The sequence below is a fragment of the Nocardioides segetis genome (assembly GCF_051390595.1).
GTDB lineage: Bacteria > Actinomycetota > Actinomycetes > Propionibacteriales > Nocardioidaceae > Nocardioides.
On the sequence record NZ_JBNINR010000001.1, the window covers coordinates 701544 to 721285 of the forward strand.

General features: G+C 73.5%; 25 protein-coding genes. 1 reads left to right on the forward strand and 24 read right to left on the reverse strand.

Annotated features, from left to right (window positions below):
• Positions 1-3: 3 nt before the first annotated feature.
• The 10 genes from ACPZVR_RS03130 to ACPZVR_RS03175 form a co-directional block, all read right to left on the reverse strand.
• Positions 4-771 carry a flagellar biosynthetic protein FliR gene (locus ACPZVR_RS03130; protein ID WP_436698103.1) on the reverse strand — a complete coding sequence of 256 codons (768 nt, stop codon included), beginning with the start codon at positions 769-771 and terminating at the stop codon, positions 4-6.
• Between the two features lie 8 nt (positions 772-779).
• Positions 780-1049, reverse strand: a complete 270-nt coding sequence (gene fliQ / locus ACPZVR_RS03135; protein WP_257430391.1) for a flagellar biosynthesis protein FliQ — start codon at positions 1047-1049, stop codon at positions 780-782.
• A 9-nt stretch (positions 1050-1058) separates the two neighbouring features.
• On the reverse strand, positions 1059-1829 hold the full coding sequence (gene fliP, locus ACPZVR_RS03140; RefSeq protein ID WP_436698104.1) for a flagellar type III secretion system pore protein FliP: 771 nt from the start codon (positions 1827-1829) through the stop codon (positions 1059-1061).
• Entirely contained in the window at positions 1826-2248 is a 423-nt protein-coding gene (locus ACPZVR_RS03145) for a flagellar biosynthetic protein FliO (protein ID WP_436698105.1), read from the reverse strand. The genes fliP and ACPZVR_RS03145 overlap by 4 nt, the downstream gene beginning before the upstream one ends.
• Before the next feature lie 5 nt (positions 2249-2253).
• Entirely contained in the window at positions 2254-3054 is an 801-nt protein-coding gene (gene fliN, locus ACPZVR_RS03150; protein ID WP_436698106.1) for a flagellar motor switch protein FliN, read from the reverse strand.
• Between the two features lie 5 nt (positions 3055-3059).
• Positions 3060-3977, reverse strand: coding sequence for a flagellar motor switch protein FliM (locus tag ACPZVR_RS03155; protein ID WP_436698107.1), 918 nt, complete (start codon positions 3975-3977; stop codon positions 3060-3062).
• 128 nt (positions 3978-4105) lie between these two features.
• Positions 4106-4540 (reverse strand): flagellar basal body-associated FliL family protein, encoded by a 435-nt coding sequence (locus ACPZVR_RS03160; protein WP_436698108.1) that lies wholly within the window; start codon positions 4538-4540, stop codon positions 4106-4108.
• Positions 4537-5562, reverse strand: a complete 1026-nt coding sequence (locus tag ACPZVR_RS03165; protein ID WP_436698109.1) for a flagellar motor protein MotB — start codon at positions 5560-5562, stop codon at positions 4537-4539. The genes ACPZVR_RS03160 and ACPZVR_RS03165 overlap by 4 nt, the downstream gene beginning before the upstream one ends.
• 1 nt (position 5563) lies before the next feature.
• Positions 5564-6334 (reverse strand): motility protein A, encoded by a 771-nt coding sequence (locus ACPZVR_RS03170; RefSeq protein WP_436698110.1) that lies wholly within the window; start codon positions 6332-6334, stop codon positions 5564-5566.
• Positions 6331-6606 (reverse strand): flagellar FlbD family protein, encoded by a 276-nt coding sequence (locus ACPZVR_RS03175; RefSeq protein WP_436698111.1) that lies wholly within the window; start codon positions 6604-6606, stop codon positions 6331-6333. Before ACPZVR_RS03175 ends, ACPZVR_RS03170 begins: the two co-directional genes overlap by 4 nt.
• A 14-nt stretch (positions 6607-6620) precedes the next feature.
• Here ACPZVR_RS03175 and ACPZVR_RS03180 point away from each other — a divergent pair, with 14 nt between their 5' ends.
• A complete protein-coding gene (locus ACPZVR_RS03180) occupies positions 6621-8102 on the forward strand; it encodes a Fic family protein (protein WP_436698112.1) in 1482 nt (493 codons plus the stop codon).
• A gap of 30 nt (positions 8103-8132) precedes the next feature.
• On the opposite strand, the gene ACPZVR_RS03185 is transcribed toward ACPZVR_RS03180, so the two are convergent.
• From ACPZVR_RS03185 to ACPZVR_RS03250, 14 genes are all read right to left on the reverse strand, one after another.
• On the reverse strand, positions 8133-8981 hold the full coding sequence (locus ACPZVR_RS03185; RefSeq protein ID WP_436698113.1) for a flagellar hook-basal body complex protein: 849 nt from the start codon (positions 8979-8981) through the stop codon (positions 8133-8135).
• A gap of 31 nt (positions 8982-9012) precedes the next feature.
• On the reverse strand, positions 9013-9537 hold the full coding sequence (locus tag ACPZVR_RS03190; RefSeq protein ID WP_436698114.1) for a flagellar hook assembly protein FlgD: 525 nt from the start codon (positions 9535-9537) through the stop codon (positions 9013-9015).
• A gap of 9 nt (positions 9538-9546) precedes the next feature.
• On the reverse strand, positions 9547-10734 hold the full coding sequence (locus ACPZVR_RS03195; protein ID WP_436698115.1) for a flagellar hook-length control protein FliK: 1188 nt from the start codon (positions 10732-10734) through the stop codon (positions 9547-9549).
• A gap of 12 nt (positions 10735-10746) precedes the next feature.
• Positions 10747-11691, reverse strand: a complete 945-nt coding sequence (locus ACPZVR_RS03200; protein ID WP_436698116.1) for a transglycosylase SLT domain-containing protein — start codon at positions 11689-11691, stop codon at positions 10747-10749.
• Complete coding sequence (locus tag ACPZVR_RS03205) at positions 11688-12137, reverse strand: hypothetical protein (protein WP_436698117.1); 450 nt, start codon at positions 12135-12137, stop codon at positions 11688-11690. Before ACPZVR_RS03205 ends, ACPZVR_RS03200 begins: the two co-directional genes overlap by 4 nt.
• Positions 12134-13456: a FliI/YscN family ATPase gene (locus ACPZVR_RS03210; protein WP_436698118.1), complete on the reverse strand. Its 1323-nt coding sequence runs from the start codon at positions 13454-13456 to the stop codon at positions 12134-12136. Before ACPZVR_RS03210 ends, ACPZVR_RS03205 begins: the two co-directional genes overlap by 4 nt.
• Positions 13446-14102, reverse strand: a complete 657-nt coding sequence (locus ACPZVR_RS03215) for a FliH/SctL family protein (protein ID WP_436698119.1) — start codon at positions 14100-14102, stop codon at positions 13446-13448. Before ACPZVR_RS03215 ends, ACPZVR_RS03210 begins: the two co-directional genes overlap by 11 nt.
• A complete protein-coding gene (fliG, locus tag ACPZVR_RS03220) occupies positions 14086-15117 on the reverse strand; it encodes a flagellar motor switch protein FliG (RefSeq protein ID WP_436698120.1) in 1032 nt (343 codons plus the stop codon). Before fliG ends, ACPZVR_RS03215 begins: the two co-directional genes overlap by 17 nt.
• A complete protein-coding gene (gene fliF, locus ACPZVR_RS03225; protein WP_436698121.1) occupies positions 15114-16706 on the reverse strand; it encodes a flagellar basal-body MS-ring/collar protein FliF in 1593 nt (530 codons plus the stop codon). The genes fliG and fliF overlap by 4 nt, the downstream gene beginning before the upstream one ends.
• A gap of 6 nt (positions 16707-16712) precedes the next feature.
• Positions 16713-17057, reverse strand: coding sequence for a flagellar hook-basal body complex protein FliE (gene fliE / locus ACPZVR_RS03230; protein ID WP_436698122.1), 345 nt, complete (start codon positions 17055-17057; stop codon positions 16713-16715).
• Positions 17057-17449, reverse strand: a complete 393-nt coding sequence (locus ACPZVR_RS03235; RefSeq protein ID WP_436698123.1) for a flagellar basal body rod protein FlgC — start codon at positions 17447-17449, stop codon at positions 17057-17059. Before ACPZVR_RS03235 ends, fliE begins: the two co-directional genes overlap by 1 nt.
• Entirely contained in the window at positions 17449-17808 is a 360-nt protein-coding gene (locus ACPZVR_RS03240) for a flagellar basal body rod protein FlgB (RefSeq protein ID WP_436698124.1), read from the reverse strand. Before ACPZVR_RS03240 ends, ACPZVR_RS03235 begins: the two co-directional genes overlap by 1 nt.
• Before the next feature lie 279 nt (positions 17809-18087).
• Positions 18088-19104, reverse strand: coding sequence for an Ig-like domain-containing protein (locus ACPZVR_RS03245; RefSeq protein ID WP_436698125.1), 1017 nt, complete (start codon positions 19102-19104; stop codon positions 18088-18090).
• Between the two features lie 150 nt (positions 19105-19254).
• The gene (locus ACPZVR_RS03250) at positions 19255-19734 is read right to left on the reverse strand and encodes a hypothetical protein (protein WP_436698126.1); all 480 of its coding nucleotides are present in this window, start codon (positions 19732-19734) and stop codon (positions 19255-19257) included.
• Positions 19735-19742 lie beyond the last annotated feature (8 nt).

The window sequence follows — 19742 nt, forward strand, 5'->3', positions numbered from 1 at the left end:
CCGTCAGCCCGCCCCGGCCATCGAGGACATGGCCTGGTTGGCGTAGTCGACGAGCCGGTCGAGCGCACCGGGCAGCATCGGGAAGGACAGGCCGAGCAGCAGGAGGGTCAGGCCCACCTTCGCGGGGAACATCACGCTGAGTGCGTTGAGCTGCGGCGCCACCTTGGTGAGCAGCGCCAGCGCGAGGTCGGCGACGAAGAGCACGGCGATCATCGGCAGCGCCATCTGCACCGCGACGGTGAAGAACATCGAGAACGCCGTGAGCAGGACGCCGTCCCATCCGGAGATGTCGGGCATGCCGGCCAGCGGCAGGTAGCGGAAGGTGCTGAGCAGGCCCCCGATGACGATGAGGTGCCCGCCGGACACGACGAGCAGGGCCGTCGCGAGCAGCTGGTGGAAGCGCCCGAAGACGGTGTTGGAGTTCATCGCGAGCGGGTCCCAGGCCGCGGCGAGCGCGAAGCCGCCGAAGACGTCGACCAGCGCGCCGGCCGCGCCGATCGCGGAGAACAGCAGCATCGTCACGTAGCCCATGCCGACCCCGATCAGCACCTGGGCGGCGGTCGCGAGCACCAGCCCCGGCGTCGTACCGGGCAGCTCCTGGGTGGCCAGGGTCGGCGCCATCGCCAGGGAGAGGCCGATCGCGAGGATCACCTTCGCCATCGTGGGGATCCCGCGCGTCGCGAACGGGGGTACGACGACCAGCCACGCCACGACCCGCACCGAGGCGAGCAGCAGCGCGCTGAGGGCGGCGCCGTCCACGGAGATGGTCATGGCGGCGGCTACACCAGGAGGCCGGGGAGCAGGTCGAAGAGCTCGCGGGTGAAGGCCATCAGGGTGTGCAGCATCCAGTTGCCGCAGACCAGCAGCGCCACGCCGACGCCCACCAGCTTGGGCACGAACGACAGCGTGAACTCCTGGATCTGGGTCATCGACTGGAACAGCGAGATGGCGAAGCCGATGACCAGCGAGGTCGCGAGGATCGGCGCCGACAGCTTGAGCGCGACCAGCATGGTCTTGAGGGCGATCTCGATGATCGCGGTGTCGGTCATGGCACCCCGTCACCCGCTCCCGTACGACGCGACGAGCGATCTGACGATGAGCGCCCATCCGTCGACCATCACGAACAGCAGGAGCTTGAAGGGCAGCGAGACCATCACCGGCGGCATCATCATCATGCCGAGGCTCATCAGCGCGCCGCTCACGACGATGTCGATGACCAGGAACGGGATGAAGATGATGAACCCGATGATGAACGCGTCCTTGAGCTCGGAGAGCACGAACGCCGGGATCAGGGTCGCGGTCGAGACGTCGTCGCGGTTCTCGGGCAGCTCCCGGTCGGCGACGCTGGTGAGCAGCTGCAGCTCGCCGTCGTCGGTGTTGTCGAGCATGAAGTCCCGCAGCGGCTCCAGCCCGTCCTCGAACGCGACGGCGGTGGTCTTGTCGCCGTCGAGATAGGGCTGCACGCCCGCGTCGTTGATCTGCGACAGGACCGGCGCCATGATGAACAGGCTCAGGAAGAGGGCGAGCCCCGCCAGGACCTGGTTGTTCGGCGTCTGCTGCAGGCCGAGCGCGTTGCGGGTCAGGCCGAGCACGACGAGCACCTTCGTGAAGCTGGTGCAGGTGAGCACGATCGCGGGCAGCAGGCTGAGCAGGGTCAGCGCGAGGAACACCAGCAGGCTGTGGCTGGGCTTGTCGGTCATCCCCGACAGGTCGATCTGCACGGTGCCGCCCTTGCCAGGACCGTTCGGCCCGTCGGGCCCCACCGGCTCGGCGGCGAGGTCGGACACGGCGAGCGCGATCCGCGACGCCGCCAGGGACAGCGTCGTCACGACGCCCGCTTCCCCGTGACGGCGGCCATGGCGTCCTTCCAGGTCTGCGGGGAGAGCACCGACCCGGACAGCGCTCCCGCCGCCTTCTCCGCGGCGGGTACGCCGGCGGGCTCGGTGCCCGGCTCGGGCTGCGTCAGGTCGAGCCCGATCTCGTCCGGCTCCACCTCCGCGAGCAGGGTGACCTGCTGCTCGGTCGTGCCGAGCACGAGGATCCGGGTGCCGACCGACACCACCGCCACGCCCTGCCCCCGGCCGAGCGCCTGGCGCTGCACGACCTGGATCGTCGCGCCGGCGGGTGCCTTGAACCGGCGGTTGACCGTCCGGGCGATGAGCAGCAGCAGCCCGACGACCAGCGCCAGGGAGCCGACCAGGCGGACGGCCAGCTCGCCCAGGCTGGTCCCGCCGGAGCTGTCCAGCATCGGCGTCAGACCGCGGCGTTCGCGTCGAGGATCTCGGTGACCCGCAGGCCGAAGTCCTCGTCGATGACGACGACCTCGCCGCGGGCGACGAGCCGGCCGTTGACCAGCAGGTCGGCGGGGCTGCCGGCGGCGCGGTCCAGCTCGAGCACGGCACCGGGGGTGAGGGCGAGCAGGTCGCGCACGGTCATCCGGGTCCGGCCGAGCTCGACGGTCACCTCCATGTCGACGCCCTGGAGCAGCTCGAGGCCGCGCGGCGCGGCGGCGGGGGCGCCGAAGGCGGGCACGAACGGTGGGGTCTCCTCGGCGACCTCGGCCGGCGCGGTCGCCGTGCCGGGGTCGGCGTCCTCGGCGAGCGGCGCGCGGGCGCCGGCCAGGGTCGCCTCGGGGACGAGGACGGCGGCCGCGATGCCGGCGCCGATGAGCGGAACGGTGCGGAAGGCGCCGCCCAGCTCGGCGGTGACGTCGTAGCCCTCCACGTCGAGGGCGAGCGGGCGGGCGCCCCGGGCGTGCGCGCCGAGCCGCCGGGCCGCCGCGTCGAGCGCCGGCTGGACGGCGGCGGCCACGTCGAGGGCGCCGATCGGGCTGGTCGCGAGGGCGTCGACCAGCTCGGTGCCGACGAGGACGACGACCGCGCCCGGCACCCCGCCGTCGAGCTCGGCGATCGCGCCGCCGGCGAAGGCCGCGGTGACGTGCGGCGAGCCCGGCTGGGCCGGCCCCGGCGTCAGCGGCGTGACCGCCGGCAGGACCGCGGCCGCCTCGACGGCGACGGCCTCGGCGAGCAGGGTGGGGTCGAGCACGTCGGTCATGGCGATCAGGACTCCTCGGGCGTGGTGACGATGAGGGCGGCCAGGCGCTGGCCGCGGGCTCCGGGGGTGGCGTGGGCGAAGGTGTTGCCGGCGACGGTCACGTCCAGCGGCGCGGACGACGGATGGGTCAGGCGCAGCACGGAGCCGGGTCGCAGCCCGGCCAGCGTCCCCGGGTCGACCGGGAGCGGACGGAACCGGACCGAGACCGCGACCGGCACCCGCTGGAACTGCTCCTGCAGCAGGCAGGCGGAGTGCGCGCGCTGGGCCCGCTCGCGGTCGGAGACGGCCCCGTTGCCGGCGGCGTTCGCGAGGTGGGGCAGCAGGCCGCTGAACGGCAGGCACACCGACATCCGATGCGCCCGCTCGCCGATCTTGAGCTCGAGGGTGACGACCACCATCACGTCCGCGGCGCTGGCGACCTGCGCGAACTGCGGGCTGTACTCGATGCCGGTGACATTCGGCTCCAGCGAGACGATCCCGTCGAGGGAGTAGCGCATCTCGCCGAGCAGCCGCTCGATGAGTCCGCGGATCACCCCGTCCTCGATCTCGGTCAGCGGCCGGTCGGGCTGCTCGTCGGAGCCGGGGCCGCCGAGCATGTGGTCCAGGCAGGACATGGTGGCGAAGAGCGGGATCTCGAGCACACCGGTGCCGGGGATCGGGTCGGCGCTGAACAGCGTCATGTACGTCGACGGGCCGAGGCTGTCGACGTACTCCGCGTAGGTGCGCTGCTCGATGCCCGCCAGCGCCACCGTGCACACGGTGCGCAGCGAGCTGGTGAACACCGTCGTCGCCTGGCGCGCGAAGCTGTCGAAGCCCAGCTGGAGGGTGCGCTGGTGCTCCCGCGAGAGCTGGATGGGACGCCGGAAGTCGTACGGCGTCGGTTCGGCCGTGCGGGGACGCCGGCGCGGCCGCTGGAGGGTCACGACGGGCCCATCGTCGCGGCGCCGGCGGACCTGAGCGGTCGCCGTGCCGCCGGGCGGTCAGGGTCCCGTGGTCACTTCGGGCCACCCAGGGTCCCGGGTGGGGTCCCGGATCGCCCCGACGAACCGGCCTACTGGGTGACGTACTCGGTGAAGTACACCTCCATCACCTCGCCGTGGTAGCGCTCCCGCAGCCGCTCGAGGAGCTGGTGGCGCAGGGTCTCGCGCACGTCGGGCTTGTTGACCTCCTCCACCGGCAGGCCGGAGAAGACGGTGATCGCGGAGTCGAGGGCCCGGCTGCCGTCGACCTCCTCGGCCGCCTCGGTGAGCTGGAGGGCCATGCCGAGGCGCAGGTAGTGGCCGCCGGCGAGGTTGACCTGGATCGCCTCGAGCGGCGCGACCTCGCCCGGCTCGGGCTCGCCGTCGGCGGCCGGCCTCAGCACGAGGAACCACGCGGCGCCGGCGAGGAGGCCGAGGACGAGCAGGGCGATCCCGATGGTCCGGCCCCGACCCGCCCCGGTCCGCTCGGCGGGCGCGGTGGCGGGTGCGGCGATGCTCGTGGTCATGGTCGGTCCTCTCCTCGGGAGCGGGTGGGGGCGGCGGCCGCGTCGGTGCCCGCGCCGGACCCGTCGCCGGCGGGGTCGCCGGGCTCTCCCGGCTCGGCGGGGGCGCCGGGGAGCGTCGGCAGGTCGTCCAGCCCGGCCTCGCGGCGCAGCTCGGCGTAGGCCTCGCCGAGCAGCGCCCGGGTCTCGGCCGGCTGCTGGCTCAGGACGAGGATGTCGACGCGCTTGTTGACCCGCTGCGAGCCACGGACGGCGGGATCGACGAGCGGCTTGGTGTGGCCGAAGCCGGTGGCGCGCAGCCGCCGGGCGGGGATGTCGTGCGCGCCCTCGAGCCGGTGCAGCACGTGCAGGGCGCGGGCCACGGAGAGCTCCCAGTCGGAGGGGTAGTACCGCGGCTGCACGGGCTCCTGGTTGGTGTGGCCGTCGAGCTCGATCGGCTCCGTCAGCACGGCGAGCACCGGTGCGATGGTGTCGACGACGCTGCGGCCCCGCGCGGTCAGCTCGGCGACGTCGGGCTCGAAGACCACGTGCTGGGAGACCAGGCTCACCACCAGGCCGCGGTCGTCGATCGAGGCCCGGACGTCGTCGCGCAGGCCCTGGTCGCGCAGCGCCCGGTCGATCTGCCGCCAGACCTCCAGCAGCCGGTCGGCCTCGGCCCGGGCGTCGCCGTAGGCCCGTTGCCGGCGCAGCCGCTCGGACTCCTCGACGATCCTCGCCACCGTCTCCCGCTGGGCCTCCGGGACCTGGGCGAGGAGCATGGCGTACGACGCCTCGCCGGGGTCGCTGGTGCCCTTGGCGTTGCTCACCGGGCTGGCGCCGTTGAGGATCGACCGCTCGCGCCCGAAGCCGTCCGCGAGGCCGTCCTTGAGCTGCTGGTACTTCTGCTCGTCGACCTGGCTCATCGCGAACATGACGATGAACAGCGCCATCAGCACCGTGATCATGTCGGCGTAGGAGACCAGCCACCGCTCGTGGTTCTCGTGCTCCTCCTCGCTCTCGCGACGCCGGCGCCGGGGATGCGCCATCTCAGGCCGCCTCCGTGACCTGGTCGTGCGCCGGCAGGAGGGACTGGAGCTTCTGGGCGACGATCCGCGGGTTGGAGCCGGCCTGGATGGCCGCGACGCCCTCGATCACGATCTCCATGCGCATCGACTCCAGCTCGCTGAGCCGCTTGAGCCGGGCCGCGATCGGCAGCCAGAGCACGTTGGCGCTGAGCACGCCCCAGAGCGTGGCGAGGAACGCGGCTGCGATGCTGTGGCCCAGCGCGCCCGGGTCGGCGAGGTTCTCCAGGACGTGCACCAGGCTCATCACGGTGCCGACGATGCCGATCGTCGGCGCGTAGCCGCCGGCGTCGGTGAAGAACTTCGCGGCGTGCTTGTCGACGGCCTTCTTGGCGTGCAGCTCGGCCTCGAGGATCTCCCGCAGCTCCTCGGGGTCGGTGCCGTCGACGGCGAGGGTCACGCCCTTGACCAGGAAGGGGTCGTCGATGTCGCCCACCCGACTCTCGAGGGCGAGCATGCCCTCCCGGCGCGCGGCGTCGGAGAGGCTGACGATCACCGGCACCACGTCGGCCGACGAGGCGACCTTGCCGAAGAGCGCGGTGCGGGCCGAGGCCACCGCGTTCCTGGCGTCGTTCAGGGTTCCGCCGGCGACCGCCACGCAGAGCGTTCCACCGAAGACCAGGAGCATCGGGGGGATCAGGAACAGACTCCCGGGGCTGCCGCCCTCCAGGAGGTTGGCGAGCATGATGACGCCGAGCGCGGCGCCGATCCCGACCGGGGCGGCGATGTCCTTCACGGGGTGACTCCTCGCGGGGGCACGGCACTGAGCCGGCTCGCCCGGGAGGGCCGCACCGGCGGCACGGTCGACGCGTCCGGCAGGCCGGCACGCGCCACGATCGCGGCGCGGTAGTCGATGACCTCCGCACGCACCTGGTCCAGCGACTCGGCGACGATGTACTTCGTCCCGTCGACCAGGGTCACCACGGTGTCCGGGGTGCGGTCGACGCGCTCGATCAGGTCCGCGTTCAGCAGGAACGTCGTTCCCGAGAGTCGGGTCAGCGAGATCACCGCGGCACCTCCGTGTGCGTGGCTGGCGTGTCTGGGTCCGGGGGGCGGATCGCCGTCCGTGGCGCTCCGCAGGTCCCATCGGCCGGTGGCGGCGGTCCCTGACCAAAAGCACCGACGTTCTGCGCCCGGCCCGGTCGCCGCAACCGCAATCAGCCGCGTTCTTGCTTTCAGTTGATCCAGTAAACGATAATAGACTGTCGTCGTTGGTGGGTGAGGAGTGCGTCGTGGTGAAGCGAGCCGAGCGCGGCACGCCGGCCGATGAGTCCATCGTGCCCCGTGGCTGGCCGGCAGTCCGGGTCGAGCCCCGGCCCTGGCGCACGAACCCCCAGCAGGTCGGCCCGGACGGTGCTCGACCGAATCTCGAGGAGCGGATGCTGTCCTCGATCGAGGTCGCGATCCCACCGCGGATCGCCGACCTCGACGTCCGGCTCGAGCCCGCCACCGTCGCGCTCGTCGAAGGAGCGGCCGTGGCCGTCGCCCGGCTCGAATCGCGCGCCGAGCACCTTGTCGGGCTCAACGATCTCCTGGTCCGCACCGAGGCCGTCGCGACTTCGAAGATCGAGCATGTCTACGCCGACCTCGACGAGATCGCCCGAGCCAGTGTCGGAGCCAAGGCCGCCGACAGCGCGGCAAGAACCGTCGCTGCCGCCCAGGCTCTCCGTGCCCTGACCGAGTCCGCCGATCACGGCGCGCCATTGACCGAGGACGCCATCCTCGCGGCGCACCGACACCTGCTCGCCGATGACAAGGTCGAGCAGCGCTGGGCCGGCCGGCTCCGGGAGCAGCAGAACTGGATCGGCGGCAGTGACCTGACCCCCCTGGGCGCCGTGCACGTCCCGCCGCCCCATGACGAGGTCCGCCCCTTGGTGGACGACCTCATCGCGTTCGCGAATCGCCGCGACATGTCTGCCCTGGCGCAAGCGGCGATCGTGCATGCCCAGTTCGAAGCCATCCATCCGTTCACCGACGGCAACGGACGCGTCGGTCGTGGACTCATCGGAGCCGTCCTCCGCCGACGAGGTCTGACCCGGACCATCACGGTGCCGGCCGCGGCCGCCATGCTCGCCGACGTGGACACCTACTTCGACCATCTGTCGGCCTACCGCGCGGGCGACGTCAACGCGATGGTCGCCTACCTGAGCGAGGCCGCTGTCGCCGCCGCTGGCGCAGCCGAGACCTCGGCCGACACCCTCGCGGCGCTGCCTCCTCGGTGGATGGAACTCGTCAAGCCACGCAAGGGGTCCTCGGCCCACACGATGATCGGCGCGTTGCTGCGGGTTCCCATCTTCGACTCGGCCGGTGCCGCCGAGATGACCGGCGCCAGTCCCGCCCGCACCTATGAGGCCATCGAGCGCCTCGCCGACGCCGGCATCCTCCACGAGATCAGCCGCGGGGCCCGGAACCGGATCTGGGTCGTCAGCGATGTCATGACCGAGATGAAGGAGCTGGAGAAGCGGATCGGCGTGCGGTCCCGACCGTCGAGACGCTGGCGCTGACCGAGGGCAGGCAGTGGCGGCGCGGGCCGGTCAGCGCTTGATGTTGACCAGTTCCTCGAGCACCTGGTCGCTGGTGGTGATCACGCGGGAGCTGGCCTGGAAGCCGCGCTGGGCGAGGATCAGGTTGGTGAACTCGGCCGACAGGTCGACGTTCGACATCTCGAGCCGCCCGGCCACCAGCTGGCCGCGCTGGCCCTGCCCGGCGACGCCGAGCTGGACGGGACCGGAGTTGGCGGACTCGCGGAAGGCGGTGTCGCCGACCTTCTCCAGGCCCATCGGGTTGGTGAAGTCGGCCACCGCCAGCTGGCAGATGTCGCGCTGCACGCCGTCGGAGAAGACGCCGCGGAGCTTGCCGTCGGGGCCGATCGAGTACGACGTGAGGTCGACTCCCGCCGGCAGCGTGCCGTCGATCAGGTTCAGGTCGACGTCGATCGGGCCACCGGTCGGCAGGCCCGCGCCGTCGAGCGCGTAGCCCTGCACCCGCATGCCGTTCGGTGCGACGAGCACGCCGCTCCGGTCGAAGGTGAAGGCACCGGCGCGGGTGTAGACGTCCTCCTGGCCGTCGCGCAGCACGAAGAAGCCGTCACCCTGCAGCATCAGGTCGGTCGGCCGGTTGGTGAGCTGGGCCGAGCCCTGCCCGAAGTTGGCCATGGTGGCGGCGAGCTGCACGCCGAGGCCGATCTCGATCGGGTTGGTGCCGCCGCGCTCGGCGTTGCCGCCCGAGGCCGCGGTCAGCTGCTGGCTGAGGGTGTCGGCGAAGACCGTCGTGCTGGCCTTGAAGCCGGTCGTGTTCGCGTTGGCGATGTTGTTGCCGGTCACGTCGAGCATGGTCTGGTTCACGCGGAGGCCGGAGATGCCGGCGAAGAGCGAGCGAAGCATGGTGTTCTCCTTCTCGGGCGGTGCTGGGGGGTCAGGCGGTGGTGGGCAGGGTGCCGCTGGGCGGCGGTGCGGAGGAGCCGTCACCGCTGGGCGTCGGCTCCTGGACGGTGGGTGCCTCGCCGACGCTGATCACGTCGGTGACCGGGACGGACACGCCGTCGACGCTGAGGACCGGTCCGCTGGCGAGATAGGTCGTGCCCTGGACGACCCCGGAGCGCTCGACCCCGGCGGCGTCGTACCAGCGCACGGTCTGGCCGATCAGCGAGCTCGCGCCGAAGGCCAGCTGGGTGCTCAGCAGCATCGCCGTCTGGTCGGCGACGTCCTGCATCTTCTCCAGGGCCGTGAACTGCGCCGTCTGGGCGAGGAATTGCGAGGAGTCGGTCGGGTTGAGCGGGTCCTGGTACCTCATCTGGGCGACCATCAGCTGCAGGAACATGTCCTTGTCGCTGCTCCGCGACGTGCCGGAGGCGCCGGGCGCGGTGGGTGAGCCGGTGGTGCCCGAGGCGGCGGCTCCGGTCACGCCGTAGCCGACGCCTTCGGGGCTGGAGACGGACATTGTTCCTCCTCACAGGGTCCGGTCGAGCAGACCGGCGGGGGTGGTCGGGCCGGCGGGGATCGAGCCGGCGGGGATCGAGCCGGCGGGGATCGAGCCGGTGGGGATCGGGGCCGCCGGTCGCGCCGCGTGGGCGGGCGGCTCGGGTACGTCGCGGCCGCGGCGCCGGTCGGTGTCGTCGGAGGTCCCGTTCCCGGTCGCCGCCCCCTCGCCGCCGGTGTCCGCGGAGTACCCGCCCGATCCCGGCTGGCTCGTCGTCGCGCCGGCCGGCGCGGTCGGCGCGAGGGGCGGGGCAGCCGTCGTACCGGCCGGGTCGCGGACCAGGATCCGCGCGTCGGTGGCGCCGGAGCGCTCAAGCAGCCGCTGCAGCTCCGGGACCCCGGCGCTGAGCGCCCGGTGGACCGCGGCGTTGCCGGCGGCGTCGGCCGCGTTGCCGGCGAGGCGGACCTGCACCGCGCCGTCCTTGACCACCAGCGTCACCCGCACCTCGCCGAGGTGCTCGGGCTGCAGGGTCAGGGTGATCCGGTGCGTCCCCGGCCGGTCGGCCGGCGTGCTGGTGACCAGGCGGGTCACCTCCGGGAAGAGCTGCTGCACGATCGCCCGTTCCACCGAGGGCCGGGCGCCGGCCGTGCCCGCGACGCTCGGGGTGCCCGTGGCGCCGGTCGTCGGCGCGGCCGCTGTGTCGGCAGCGGTGTCGGTGGCGGTGTCGGTGGCGGTGTCGGTTGCGGTGGTGGGCGCCGCCCCGGTCGTCTCGCCCGCGCGGTCGCCTCCACCGACGGTCCGGTCGCGGGAGAGCGCCGGATCGGCGAGGGCGCTGGCCTCGTTCGCGCCTCGGTGGGCGGGCGCGTCGATCGACCGGGCCGGGGGCACGGGTGGTGCGCAGGGGGCGGGATCGGGCGGCACCGGGGCGGCCGGGTCGTCGCCGGCGACGGGGATCGGGGCCGCGGTGACGCCCGGGAGGGGAGCCGGTCCGCTCGGGTCCGGCCCGCCCGGCGCGGCGGTTGGCGGGGCGGGCAGCGAGGTGGACGACGAGGTCGACGAGGCGGCGGGGGTCGCCGGCCCCGGGAGGGTCGCCAGCAGCGCGGCGGCGAGAGCCTCGCCGAAGACCGCTCCCGGGTCGCCGGGGTCACCACCGGCGGCTCCACCGGTGTCGGTGGGGAGCGGGCCCGCGACCGCCGGCAGGAACGGAGTGATGCTCAAGGGTTGGTTCATTCAGCTCACCATCGCCATCACGTTGCGGACGTAGCTCTGCGTCTCCTGGTACGGCGGGATGCCGCCGTAGCGGGAGACCGCGCCCGGGCCGGCGTTGTAGGCCGCCAGCGCGAGGTCGGTGCGTCCGAACCGGTCGAGCAGCGAGCGCAGCAGGCGCGCGCCGCCGTCGATGGCCTGGGCCGGGTCGAACGGGTCGGTGACGCCGAGGCCCCGGGCGGTGCCGGGCATCAGCTGCATCAGGCCCTGCGCCCCGGCGGGGCTCACCGCCCGCGGGTCGAAGCCGGACTCCTGACGGGCGACGGCGGCGATGAGACCGGCCGGGACGCCGGTGCGGTCGGCGGCCGCGTCGATCAGCTCGGCGTACGGCGTCCCGGCGGACGCGCGCGCGGCCACCGGCACCCCACCCGCGGCACCCGGGGCGGGCTGGTCGATGATCCGCCGGATCACGTCGGGTGGGGAGGGGACGTCGACGACCCGGATGTCGAGTCCGGTGCGTGGCGCCTCGATCATCTTGCCGCCGCCGATGTAGATCGCGATGTGGTCGACGCCGTTGTTGCGGCTGGAGTTGTCCCACGCCAGCAGGTCGCCGGGCCGGGCCTCGGCCATGCCGGCGACCGGCCGGCCGGCGGCCGCCTGCTGGTAGGACACGCGGGGCAGCTCGTAGCCGAGGCTCCGGTAGACCACCTGCACCAGGCCGGAGCAGTCCATGCCCTTGGTCGGGTCGGTCCCGCCCCAGACGTAGGGCAGCCCGAGGTACTTGCGGGCCTCGGCGACCACGTCGTCTCCGGTGACGGTCCCGTCCGACGGCGCGCCCGTGGTGGCGATCCGCGCGCCCGTCAGCTCGGTGGCGAAGCCGGCGCCGGTCGTGGCGCTCGGCGCGGGCGCGAACTGCGCCAGGCGGGCCTGGAGCTCGCTGATCCGGGCGGTGACGTTCTCGATGCTCATCGGCTCTCCCGTGCCCATCGTGCGGCGGTGAGGTCGTCGGCGTCGCGGGCGGCCCGCCGCCCGGCCTCGGTACGACGCCGGGCCGCCCGGCGCTCGAGGAGGTGCTCGACGGCGGCCAGCCGGGCGCGGTCGGTGCCCCAGCGGGCGCGGGCGTCGGCCGCGACGACCCGCGCGGTCGCCAGCTCCGTGCGGGCCTCGCCGACCAGGATGCCGACGTGGGCGAGGCGGGTCCGCGCCGCGACCAGGTCGGCCTCCGTCGTCGCGGCCGGGACGACGGCGGTGGCGATGGCCGACTCGAGCGTGGTGAGCCGTGCCCGGACGGCGGCCTCGTCGGCGAGCACCCGCTGCAGGCCGATCCGGCTGTCGGTCTCGCGGACGGCGCGGACCCGCGCGACGGCGGCCAGGCCCCGGTCCGCGCCGGGGACGCGACGCTGCGGGCGGCTCATGGGGCGACCACGTCCGCGAGCCGGTCCCACGCGTCGGCGCGCGGGGTGAGGTCGTCCATGTGCTGGCGCAGGAAGGCCTCGATGCGGGGGAGCCGGGCGAGGGCCGCGTCGGCGTCGGCGTCGGCCCCCGCGACGTATGCGCCGATCTCGACCAGCTCGCGGACCGAGCGGTGGGCGGCGAGCATCCTCCGCAGCCGTCCGGCGTCCTGCTGCTGGTCGGGGGTCGTGACCGCCCGGTGGACGCGGGAGATCGACTCGAGGACGTCGATCGCGGGGAAGTGCCCGGCGGTGGCGAGGTCGCGCGAGAGCACGACGTGACCGTCGAGGATGGAGCGGGCGGTGTCGCCGACCGGGTCCTGCAGGTCGTCACCCTCCACGAGCACGGTGTAGATGCCGGTGATCGAGCCGGTGGTCGCGGTGCCCGCGCGCTCGAGCAGCCGCGGCAGCAGGCCGAAGACGCTGGGCGGGTAGCCGCGGGTCGCCGGCGGCTCGCCCGCGGACAGCCCGATCTCGCGCTGGGCCATGGCGACCCGGGTCAGCGAGTCCATCATCAGCACCACGTCGCGGCCGTCGTCGCGGAACCACTCGGCGATCCGCGTGGCCGTGAACGCGGCGCGCAGGCGCTCGACGGCCGGTGCGTCGGAGGTGGCCACGACGACGACGGAGCGGGCCAGGCCCGCGGGCCCCAGGTCGCCGTCGATGAACTCCCGGACCTCGCGGCCGCGCTCGCCGACGAGGGCGATGACGTTGACCGCGGCGTCGGTGCCGCGGGCGATCATCGAGAGCAGCGACGACTTGCCGACGCCGGAGCCGGCCAGGATCCCGATCCGCTGGCCGCGACCGACGGGCACGAGCGTGTCCAGGGCGCGGACGCCGCAGCCCAGCGGCTCGGCGATGCGGGGCCGGCTGAGGGCGGCGGGCGTCGGGTGCTCGGTCGAGACCGACTCCGTGCCACCGAGCGCGGGCCCGCCGTCGACGGGTCGGCCGAGCCCGTCGAGGACCCGCCCGAGGAGTGCGTCGCCGACCGGGACGCGCAGCGGGCCGCCGGTCGCGCGGACCCGGTCGCCCGTGCGGAGGCCGGTGGTGGTGCCCAGCGGGAGGCAGACCGCGGAGCCGGGGCGCAGCGCGGCGACCTCGGCGAGCAGCGGGCCGCTCGCCGTACGGATCTCGAGCAGGTCGCCGACGGCCGTGCCGGGCAGGCCGCGGACCTCGAGGTGGAGGCCGAGGAGCTCGGCCACGGTGCCGAGGTGCTGGGGGGCGGCGGCGTCGAGCGCGCGGGCGAGCAGCGCGGCGTCGACCGCGGCGAGGTCAACGCTCACCGAGCACCTCCCGCACCCGGGCCATGGCCTCCCGGATCCGCAGGTCGACCACGGAGCCGTCGAGGCCCTCGACCAGCGCGTCGGCGCTGCCGAGGGCCGGGTCGGGGACGACCTCGAGGCCGCGGGCCACGAGCTCCTGCGCGGCCGGCGAGCCCGCGACGGCGGGGTGCAGGCGGACCCGGCCCACCGGACCGGGCGGCAGGACCTGCAGCATGCGGGCGACGACGTCGCGCGGCCCCAACCGGGCGACCTCCGCGCCGACCAGCGTCGTGGTCAGGGACCAGGCCAGGTCGAGCGCCTGCGCCTCGACGGCGTCGGCGAGATCGCCGAGCAGGTCCCGCACCCGCTCGGCCGCGAGTCCCAGCGCCTCCAGCGCCGCCCGGTGCTCGGCCTCGCGACGCTCCTCTGCCGCGGTGTGGGCCGCCGCACGACGGGCCTCCTCGCCGGCCGCCTGCTCGGCGGCGCTCCGTCGGCCCTCGGCCCACCCCACCGCGTAGCCCTGGGCGCGGGCGGCGTCGCGCGCCTCCGCGGCGATCCCGTCGAGCAGCGACTCCGTGACAGCGTCGCCGAGCACGCTGCCGCCGCCGAGGCGGGTCCAGGTGCCGACCCGCAGCTCGGGCAGCTCCAGCTCAGAGTACGAACTCATCGTCGTTCCCTCGCCGGACCATGATCTGGCCCTGCTCCTCGAGCTGGCGGATGGTGCGGATGACGCCCTGCTGGGCCTCCTCCACCTGCGCCAGGCGGACGGCACCCAGCAGCTCGACCTCCTCCAGGAGGTTCTCGGCGGCCCGCTCGGAGAGGTTCGTCGTGATCTTGGTGCGGACGGCGTCGCTGACGCCCTTGAGCGCCAGGGCCAGCTCGGCCGTGTCGACCTGGCGCAGCACCTGCTGCACCGAGCGGTCGTCGAGTCCGACGATGTCCTCGAACATGAACATCCGGCTCTTGACCTCGTCGGCCAGCGCGGGGTCCAGCCCCTCCAGCCCCTCGACGATCTGCCGCTCGGTGGGGCGGTCCGACCGGTTGATGATGTTGACCAGCGGGTCCACGCCACCGACCTGGGAGACCTCGGCGGGCTGCAGCATCGAGGACAGCTTGCGCTCCAGGACGGCCTCGACGGTCCGCACGATCTCGGGCGAGGTCCGGTCCATCACGGCGATGCGGTGCGCCACCACGGCCTGCTGGTGCGCGGGCAGGCCGCTGAGCAGCAGCGACGCCTTGTCGGCGGCCATGTGGGCGAGCACCAGCGCGATGACCTGCGGATGCTCGTCGGCGATGAAGCCGCGCAGCTGCGCGGGATCGGCGCGGTGCAGGAACTGGAAGGGCATCTGGACCGCGGCGGCGTGCAGCCGCTCCATGATCTCCTTCGCGCGCTCGGGGCCCAGCGACTGCTCCAGCAGCTGCTGGGCGAAGCCGAAGCCGCCCTGGGTGACGTGGGCGTGCGCGGTCGCGAGGTCGTGGAACTCGGTGAGCACCTGCGCGGTCTCGCTCGCCGACACGGCGTCGAGACGGGCGATCTCCGCCGAGATCGCCTCGACCTCGGCGTCGCTGAGGTGGGCCAGGACCTGCGCCGCGCGCTCCTTGCCCAGCTGGATGAGGAGCACGGCGGCCTTGCGGACGCCCAGCGAGACGAGGGTGGGACCGGACGCGGCCATGAGCGTCATGGGCGCGGCTCCACGAGCCAGCCGCGCAGCAGGGCGGCGACGTCGTCGGGCTGTCGGTCGACGAGCGCGATGAGCTCGTCGCGCATCGACTCCTCCTCGTCCTTCTCCTGCGACTCGAGCGCGGCCAGGGCCGGGGACTCGAGCTGGGCGGTGCGGCTCGCGGCGTCGTTGCGCAGCTGCTCGACCAGGTACGCCCGGGCCTCCTCCCGCGCGGCCGCCCGTCGCCGGGCCTGCAGCCAGGCGAGCAGCACCATCAGCGCGATGCCGCCGGCGATGCCGATGTTGCGGATCAGGCTGTTGCGGCGGGCGGCCGCGTCGGCGTCCTGCGCGGCCTTCAGCTCGGCGGCGGCCGCCTCCTCGGCACTGCGGTCGAAGGCCATGGTGGAGACGTCGATCGTGTCGCCGCGGTCGGCCTTGATGCCGACGGCGCTGCTGATCAGGTCCTTGACGACCTGGGGCTGCACCGCCGCGGCGGCGGTCGCGTCCAGGACCACCCCGACATGCAGGCTGTTGATCGAGCCGGGCGCCTTCTCCCGGTGCTCCACGGTCTCGCCGACGGCGTTGTCCTGCGTCTTCGTCGTGTTCTTGTACGACGAGTCGCCGCCGGTCGCGGTGGCGGGATCCATCTGACCGTCGGGGCCGACCACGCCCTGGGCCGCGCCGGTGCCGGCACCGGCCGGGCCGGCGTACGTCTCGTTCGTCGAGGACTCCGACAGCGGCGGCGTGTTCTCCTGTGCCTGGTAGGTCCGGCTGTCGGTGACCGACTTGTCGAAGTCGAGGTCGGCCGTCACGGTCGTGGTCGAGTTGCCGGGCCCGAGGACCCGGTCCAGCACCGACTGGATCTCGGACTGCATCGAGCTCTGGAACGCCTGCACCTGCTTGGAGCGCGCGGACGCGGCGCCGGCGCCGCCGTCGGTGCTCTCGTCGGTCGTCAGCAGCGTGCCGCTCGCGTCGGTGACGGTGACCCGCTTCGGGTCGAGGCCGTCGATGCTCGAGGCGATCAGGTGGACCACGGCCTGCACCTGCTCGTCGTCCAGTGACCGGCCGGGCTCGGTGTCGATGAGGACCGAGGCCGTGGGCGGGTCCTGTTCGTCGGTGAAGACCCGCTTCTCCGGGATGGCGAGGTGCACGACGGCGGTGTCGACACCGTGGATCGCCTCGACCGTCTTGCTGAGCTCGCCCTCCATGGCGCGCTTGAAGTTGGTCTGCTCCTGCGACTCCGAGGTCGACAGGCTCTGCTTGTCGAGCAGGCCGTAGCCGACGTCGCTGCCGGAGGGCAGGCCCTTGCCGGAGAGGGTGATCCGGGTGCCGTACACGTCCGAGCGGGGCACCATGATCGTGCCGCCGCCCCCCGCCAGCTCGTAGGGGATGCCCTGCGCGTCGAGCTCCTCGATCACCGCGCTGGCGTCGGCGCCGGAGAGGTTGGAGTACAGCGGTGCGTAGCTGGGGGTCGACACCCAGCGGAACACCATGAACACGGCGATGAGCAGCGCCGCCGTGCCGATGACGGCGACGGCCTTCTGCCCCGCGGTGAAGCCGCCGAAGGTATCGCGGGCGCGCGTGAGATACCGGGTGAGCCGCTGTTGCATCGCCGGCTACACCTGCATCCGCATGATCTCGTTGAACGCCTCCACCGCGCGGTTGCGCAGGGAGACGGTGAGCTGGCTGGCCACCTGGGCCTCGCTCGCCGCGATCGTGTAGTCGTGGATGTTCTCCAGCCTGCCGGTCGCGGCCTCGACCGCAAGGTCGTCGGCGCGGTCGGTCAGGCCCTCGAGCCGGTCGAGGCCGTCGAGGACCAGCGAGCCGAACTCGGTGTCCGGCCCGGTGACGGGAGCGGTCCGCCCGGTCGCGGCCGGCGGCGCGATCGAGCCGAGCGTGCTCGGGGCGCCGACCGCTCCGATGCCCGGCACCGCCGGGAACTGCAGGGGCGTGATGTCCATCAGCGGGCCCCGATCTGGAGCGCCGCGGAGTAGGTGTCCTGAGCGGACTTGGTGACCTGCACCGAGGCCTGGTAGCCGCGCTGGGCCATGACGAGCTGGCTCATCTGCGCCGACATGTCGAGGTCGGGGAGGCGGACGTAGCCGTCCTCGTCGGCGAGCGGATGGCCGGGGGAGTGGACCGTCCGGCCCTCGGGGTCACCGGCCGCGAAGCCCTCGACGTCCACCCCGCCGTCGGCGCGGGCGTCGAAGACGACGTACGTCGCCTGGAAGGCGTCCTCGCTCGTGCGCGTGGCCGTGTTGGCGTTCGCGATGTTGCCGGCCAGGGCGTCGAGCCACACCTGGTGCGCGCCGAGGGAGGTGTTCGCGATGCGCAGCGTCTCGAAGGCGCCCATCAGGCGCCGCCGCCCATCACCCGCAGGCGGGAGTCGCGGTCGGTGATCGCCCGGCCCATGATCTGGTACTGGAACTGCGTCTGGACGGCGGCGATGGACTCCTTGCGGAGGTCCACGTTGTTGTCGTTGGCACCGACCGGGGTGCCCGTCGCGGAGACGGTCGCCGTGAGGTCGTCGCCGCTCGCCCGGCCGCGCTCGACGGCGGCGGCGAGCGCGGTCTCGAAGTCGACGCTGCGGGCCCGGAAGCCGGGTGTGTCGACGTTGGCGATGTTGTCGGCGATCACCTGTTGGCGTCGGGACAGCCCGTTGATCGCGGAGTGCAACACCTGGCCGACGGCGTCGGTCGATGCGAAGGACACGGTCGATCTCCTGGAGACGCAGCCGCACCGGCCCCGCGGGACGATGCGACAGTCGGTGCCGGTCCGTCGGCAGAGAGGTGAGCGATCCGTCGCTCAGGTGCCTGATCGGTGCGACGGCCCCGGACCTGAGCCGCCGCGGGCGGGACTAGATCCTGACTATCTCGGCCGATCGGCCCGGTCGGCCCGGTCGGCCCGGGCGGCAGGACGCGCGACAGCGCCCGCCCCTCGGCGAGGGGCGGGCGCCGTCCGATCGGTGCGGCCCGGACCGGGCCGCGGGGCTCACTTCAGGCGGACCTTCTTGACCGGCGACGTCGAGGGCGCCACCGCCGACGAGCCGGCGTACTCGGCCACGAGACGGTGCTTGCCCTTGCCGAGCTTCGCGACGCTCAGCTTGAGCACGCCGCGCTGGCCGGCGCTCAGCGTCCCCCGGGCCACGACGCGGCCCTTCCGGGCGAGATCGCGGATCACGACCTGGCCGGTGGGAGCGGAGCTCGCCTGGACGGTCACCGTGGCCTTGCCCTTGGCACGGGCCGACACCTTGAACTTCGCGCTGGTGCTCGAGGAGACCTTGCCCACGGAGCCCCCGCCCCCGCCACCGCCGCCGACCGGACCGGTCGCGAAGAGCGGGACGTACGGCGTCACGAAGGACTTGTTGCCGCCGTGCCCGGCCACCTTGAAGGCGACCTGCAGGTGGTCACCGGAGGTGGCCACCGGGCACGGCCTGGTCCCGGCGGTCCGCTCGGCGCAGTTGGGCGCCGGCGTCGCCGTGCCGTTCAGGCCCCGCTTGGCGACCACGGGGACCTGGAACTCGAAGATCTCGCCCCGCTCCAGGGTGATCGCCTGGCCGCCGGCCGTCGCGATCGCGATCCCGTCGTTCAGCCCGCGGGTCAGCTCGACCGGGTCGGTGGTGAAGGTGGGCGTCGGGTCGTCGATGGCGTTGATGCCCCACTTGACCGGCTCGTCGGGGTAGCCGAACGCGGTCTCGTCGAAGAGGAGCTCGGGAACGACGGCCACGCCGCTGCTGCAGGGCCGGCCGACCAGACCGATGTAGCCGTGCAGCAGGAACGGCTCCCCGACCTTCGGGACCTGACCCGTCGGGGACCACCAGCCGACGTTCGCCGTGACACCGGTGGCGGGCAGGCCGGTCCCGCAGTCGAGGATCGTGTCCGACTGGCTGCTGCCGTCCTGCCATTCCATGGCCGCGTGGGCCGGGGAGGAGAACGCCAGGGAGAGGGCGGTGAGGAGGCTCGCGCCGAGGGCGAGCAGGGAGATGCGTCTCGGGTGCTGTGAAGTCATGCCGGGGACGCTAGGAGGCGGCTCGTCCCGTCGAGGAGGGCCGGCGTCCCCGGTTTGTCCCTGCCGGTGTCCCGAGGTTGTCCCCGGCCCGGACGGACGTCCGTTCGATGCTCATGCACGACACGACACGGCCCCGTCGCGTCCTCCCGCTCAGAGCAGGACGACGGACAGCAGGCCACCGCCGTAGCCGGCGATGTCGACGTGTAGGTCCTCGCGGCGGCCCAGGGTGAGGGTGCTGATCCGCAGCTGGGGGTCGAGCGGCGGCCCGGCCGGGTGCAGGGCGTGCAGGCGCAGGTGGTCGGCGCCGGCGACGTTGAACGTCGACGCCGCCACGTTGAGCACCTCGGAGAGGTTCTCCGCGATCGGGGTGGGAAGCGTGCCGTCGGCGATCGCGGCATCGGCGTCGCCGACCGGCGCCAGGCCGATCGCCGCTCCGGCGCGGGCGGAGAGGGCAAGATCGCAGGCGATGAGCGCGCTGATGCGCAGGCTGTCGTCGACGTACACCGCGACCGAGGCGGGGGTGGCGGGGCCGGGCGCGTACGGCGTCGCCGGGCTCAGGGTCACCTCGCGGCCGAGCAGGTCGGCGAGCAGGTCGCGCAGCTGCTTGGGCTGCGGCAGGTGGACGGCCATGGGGGAGT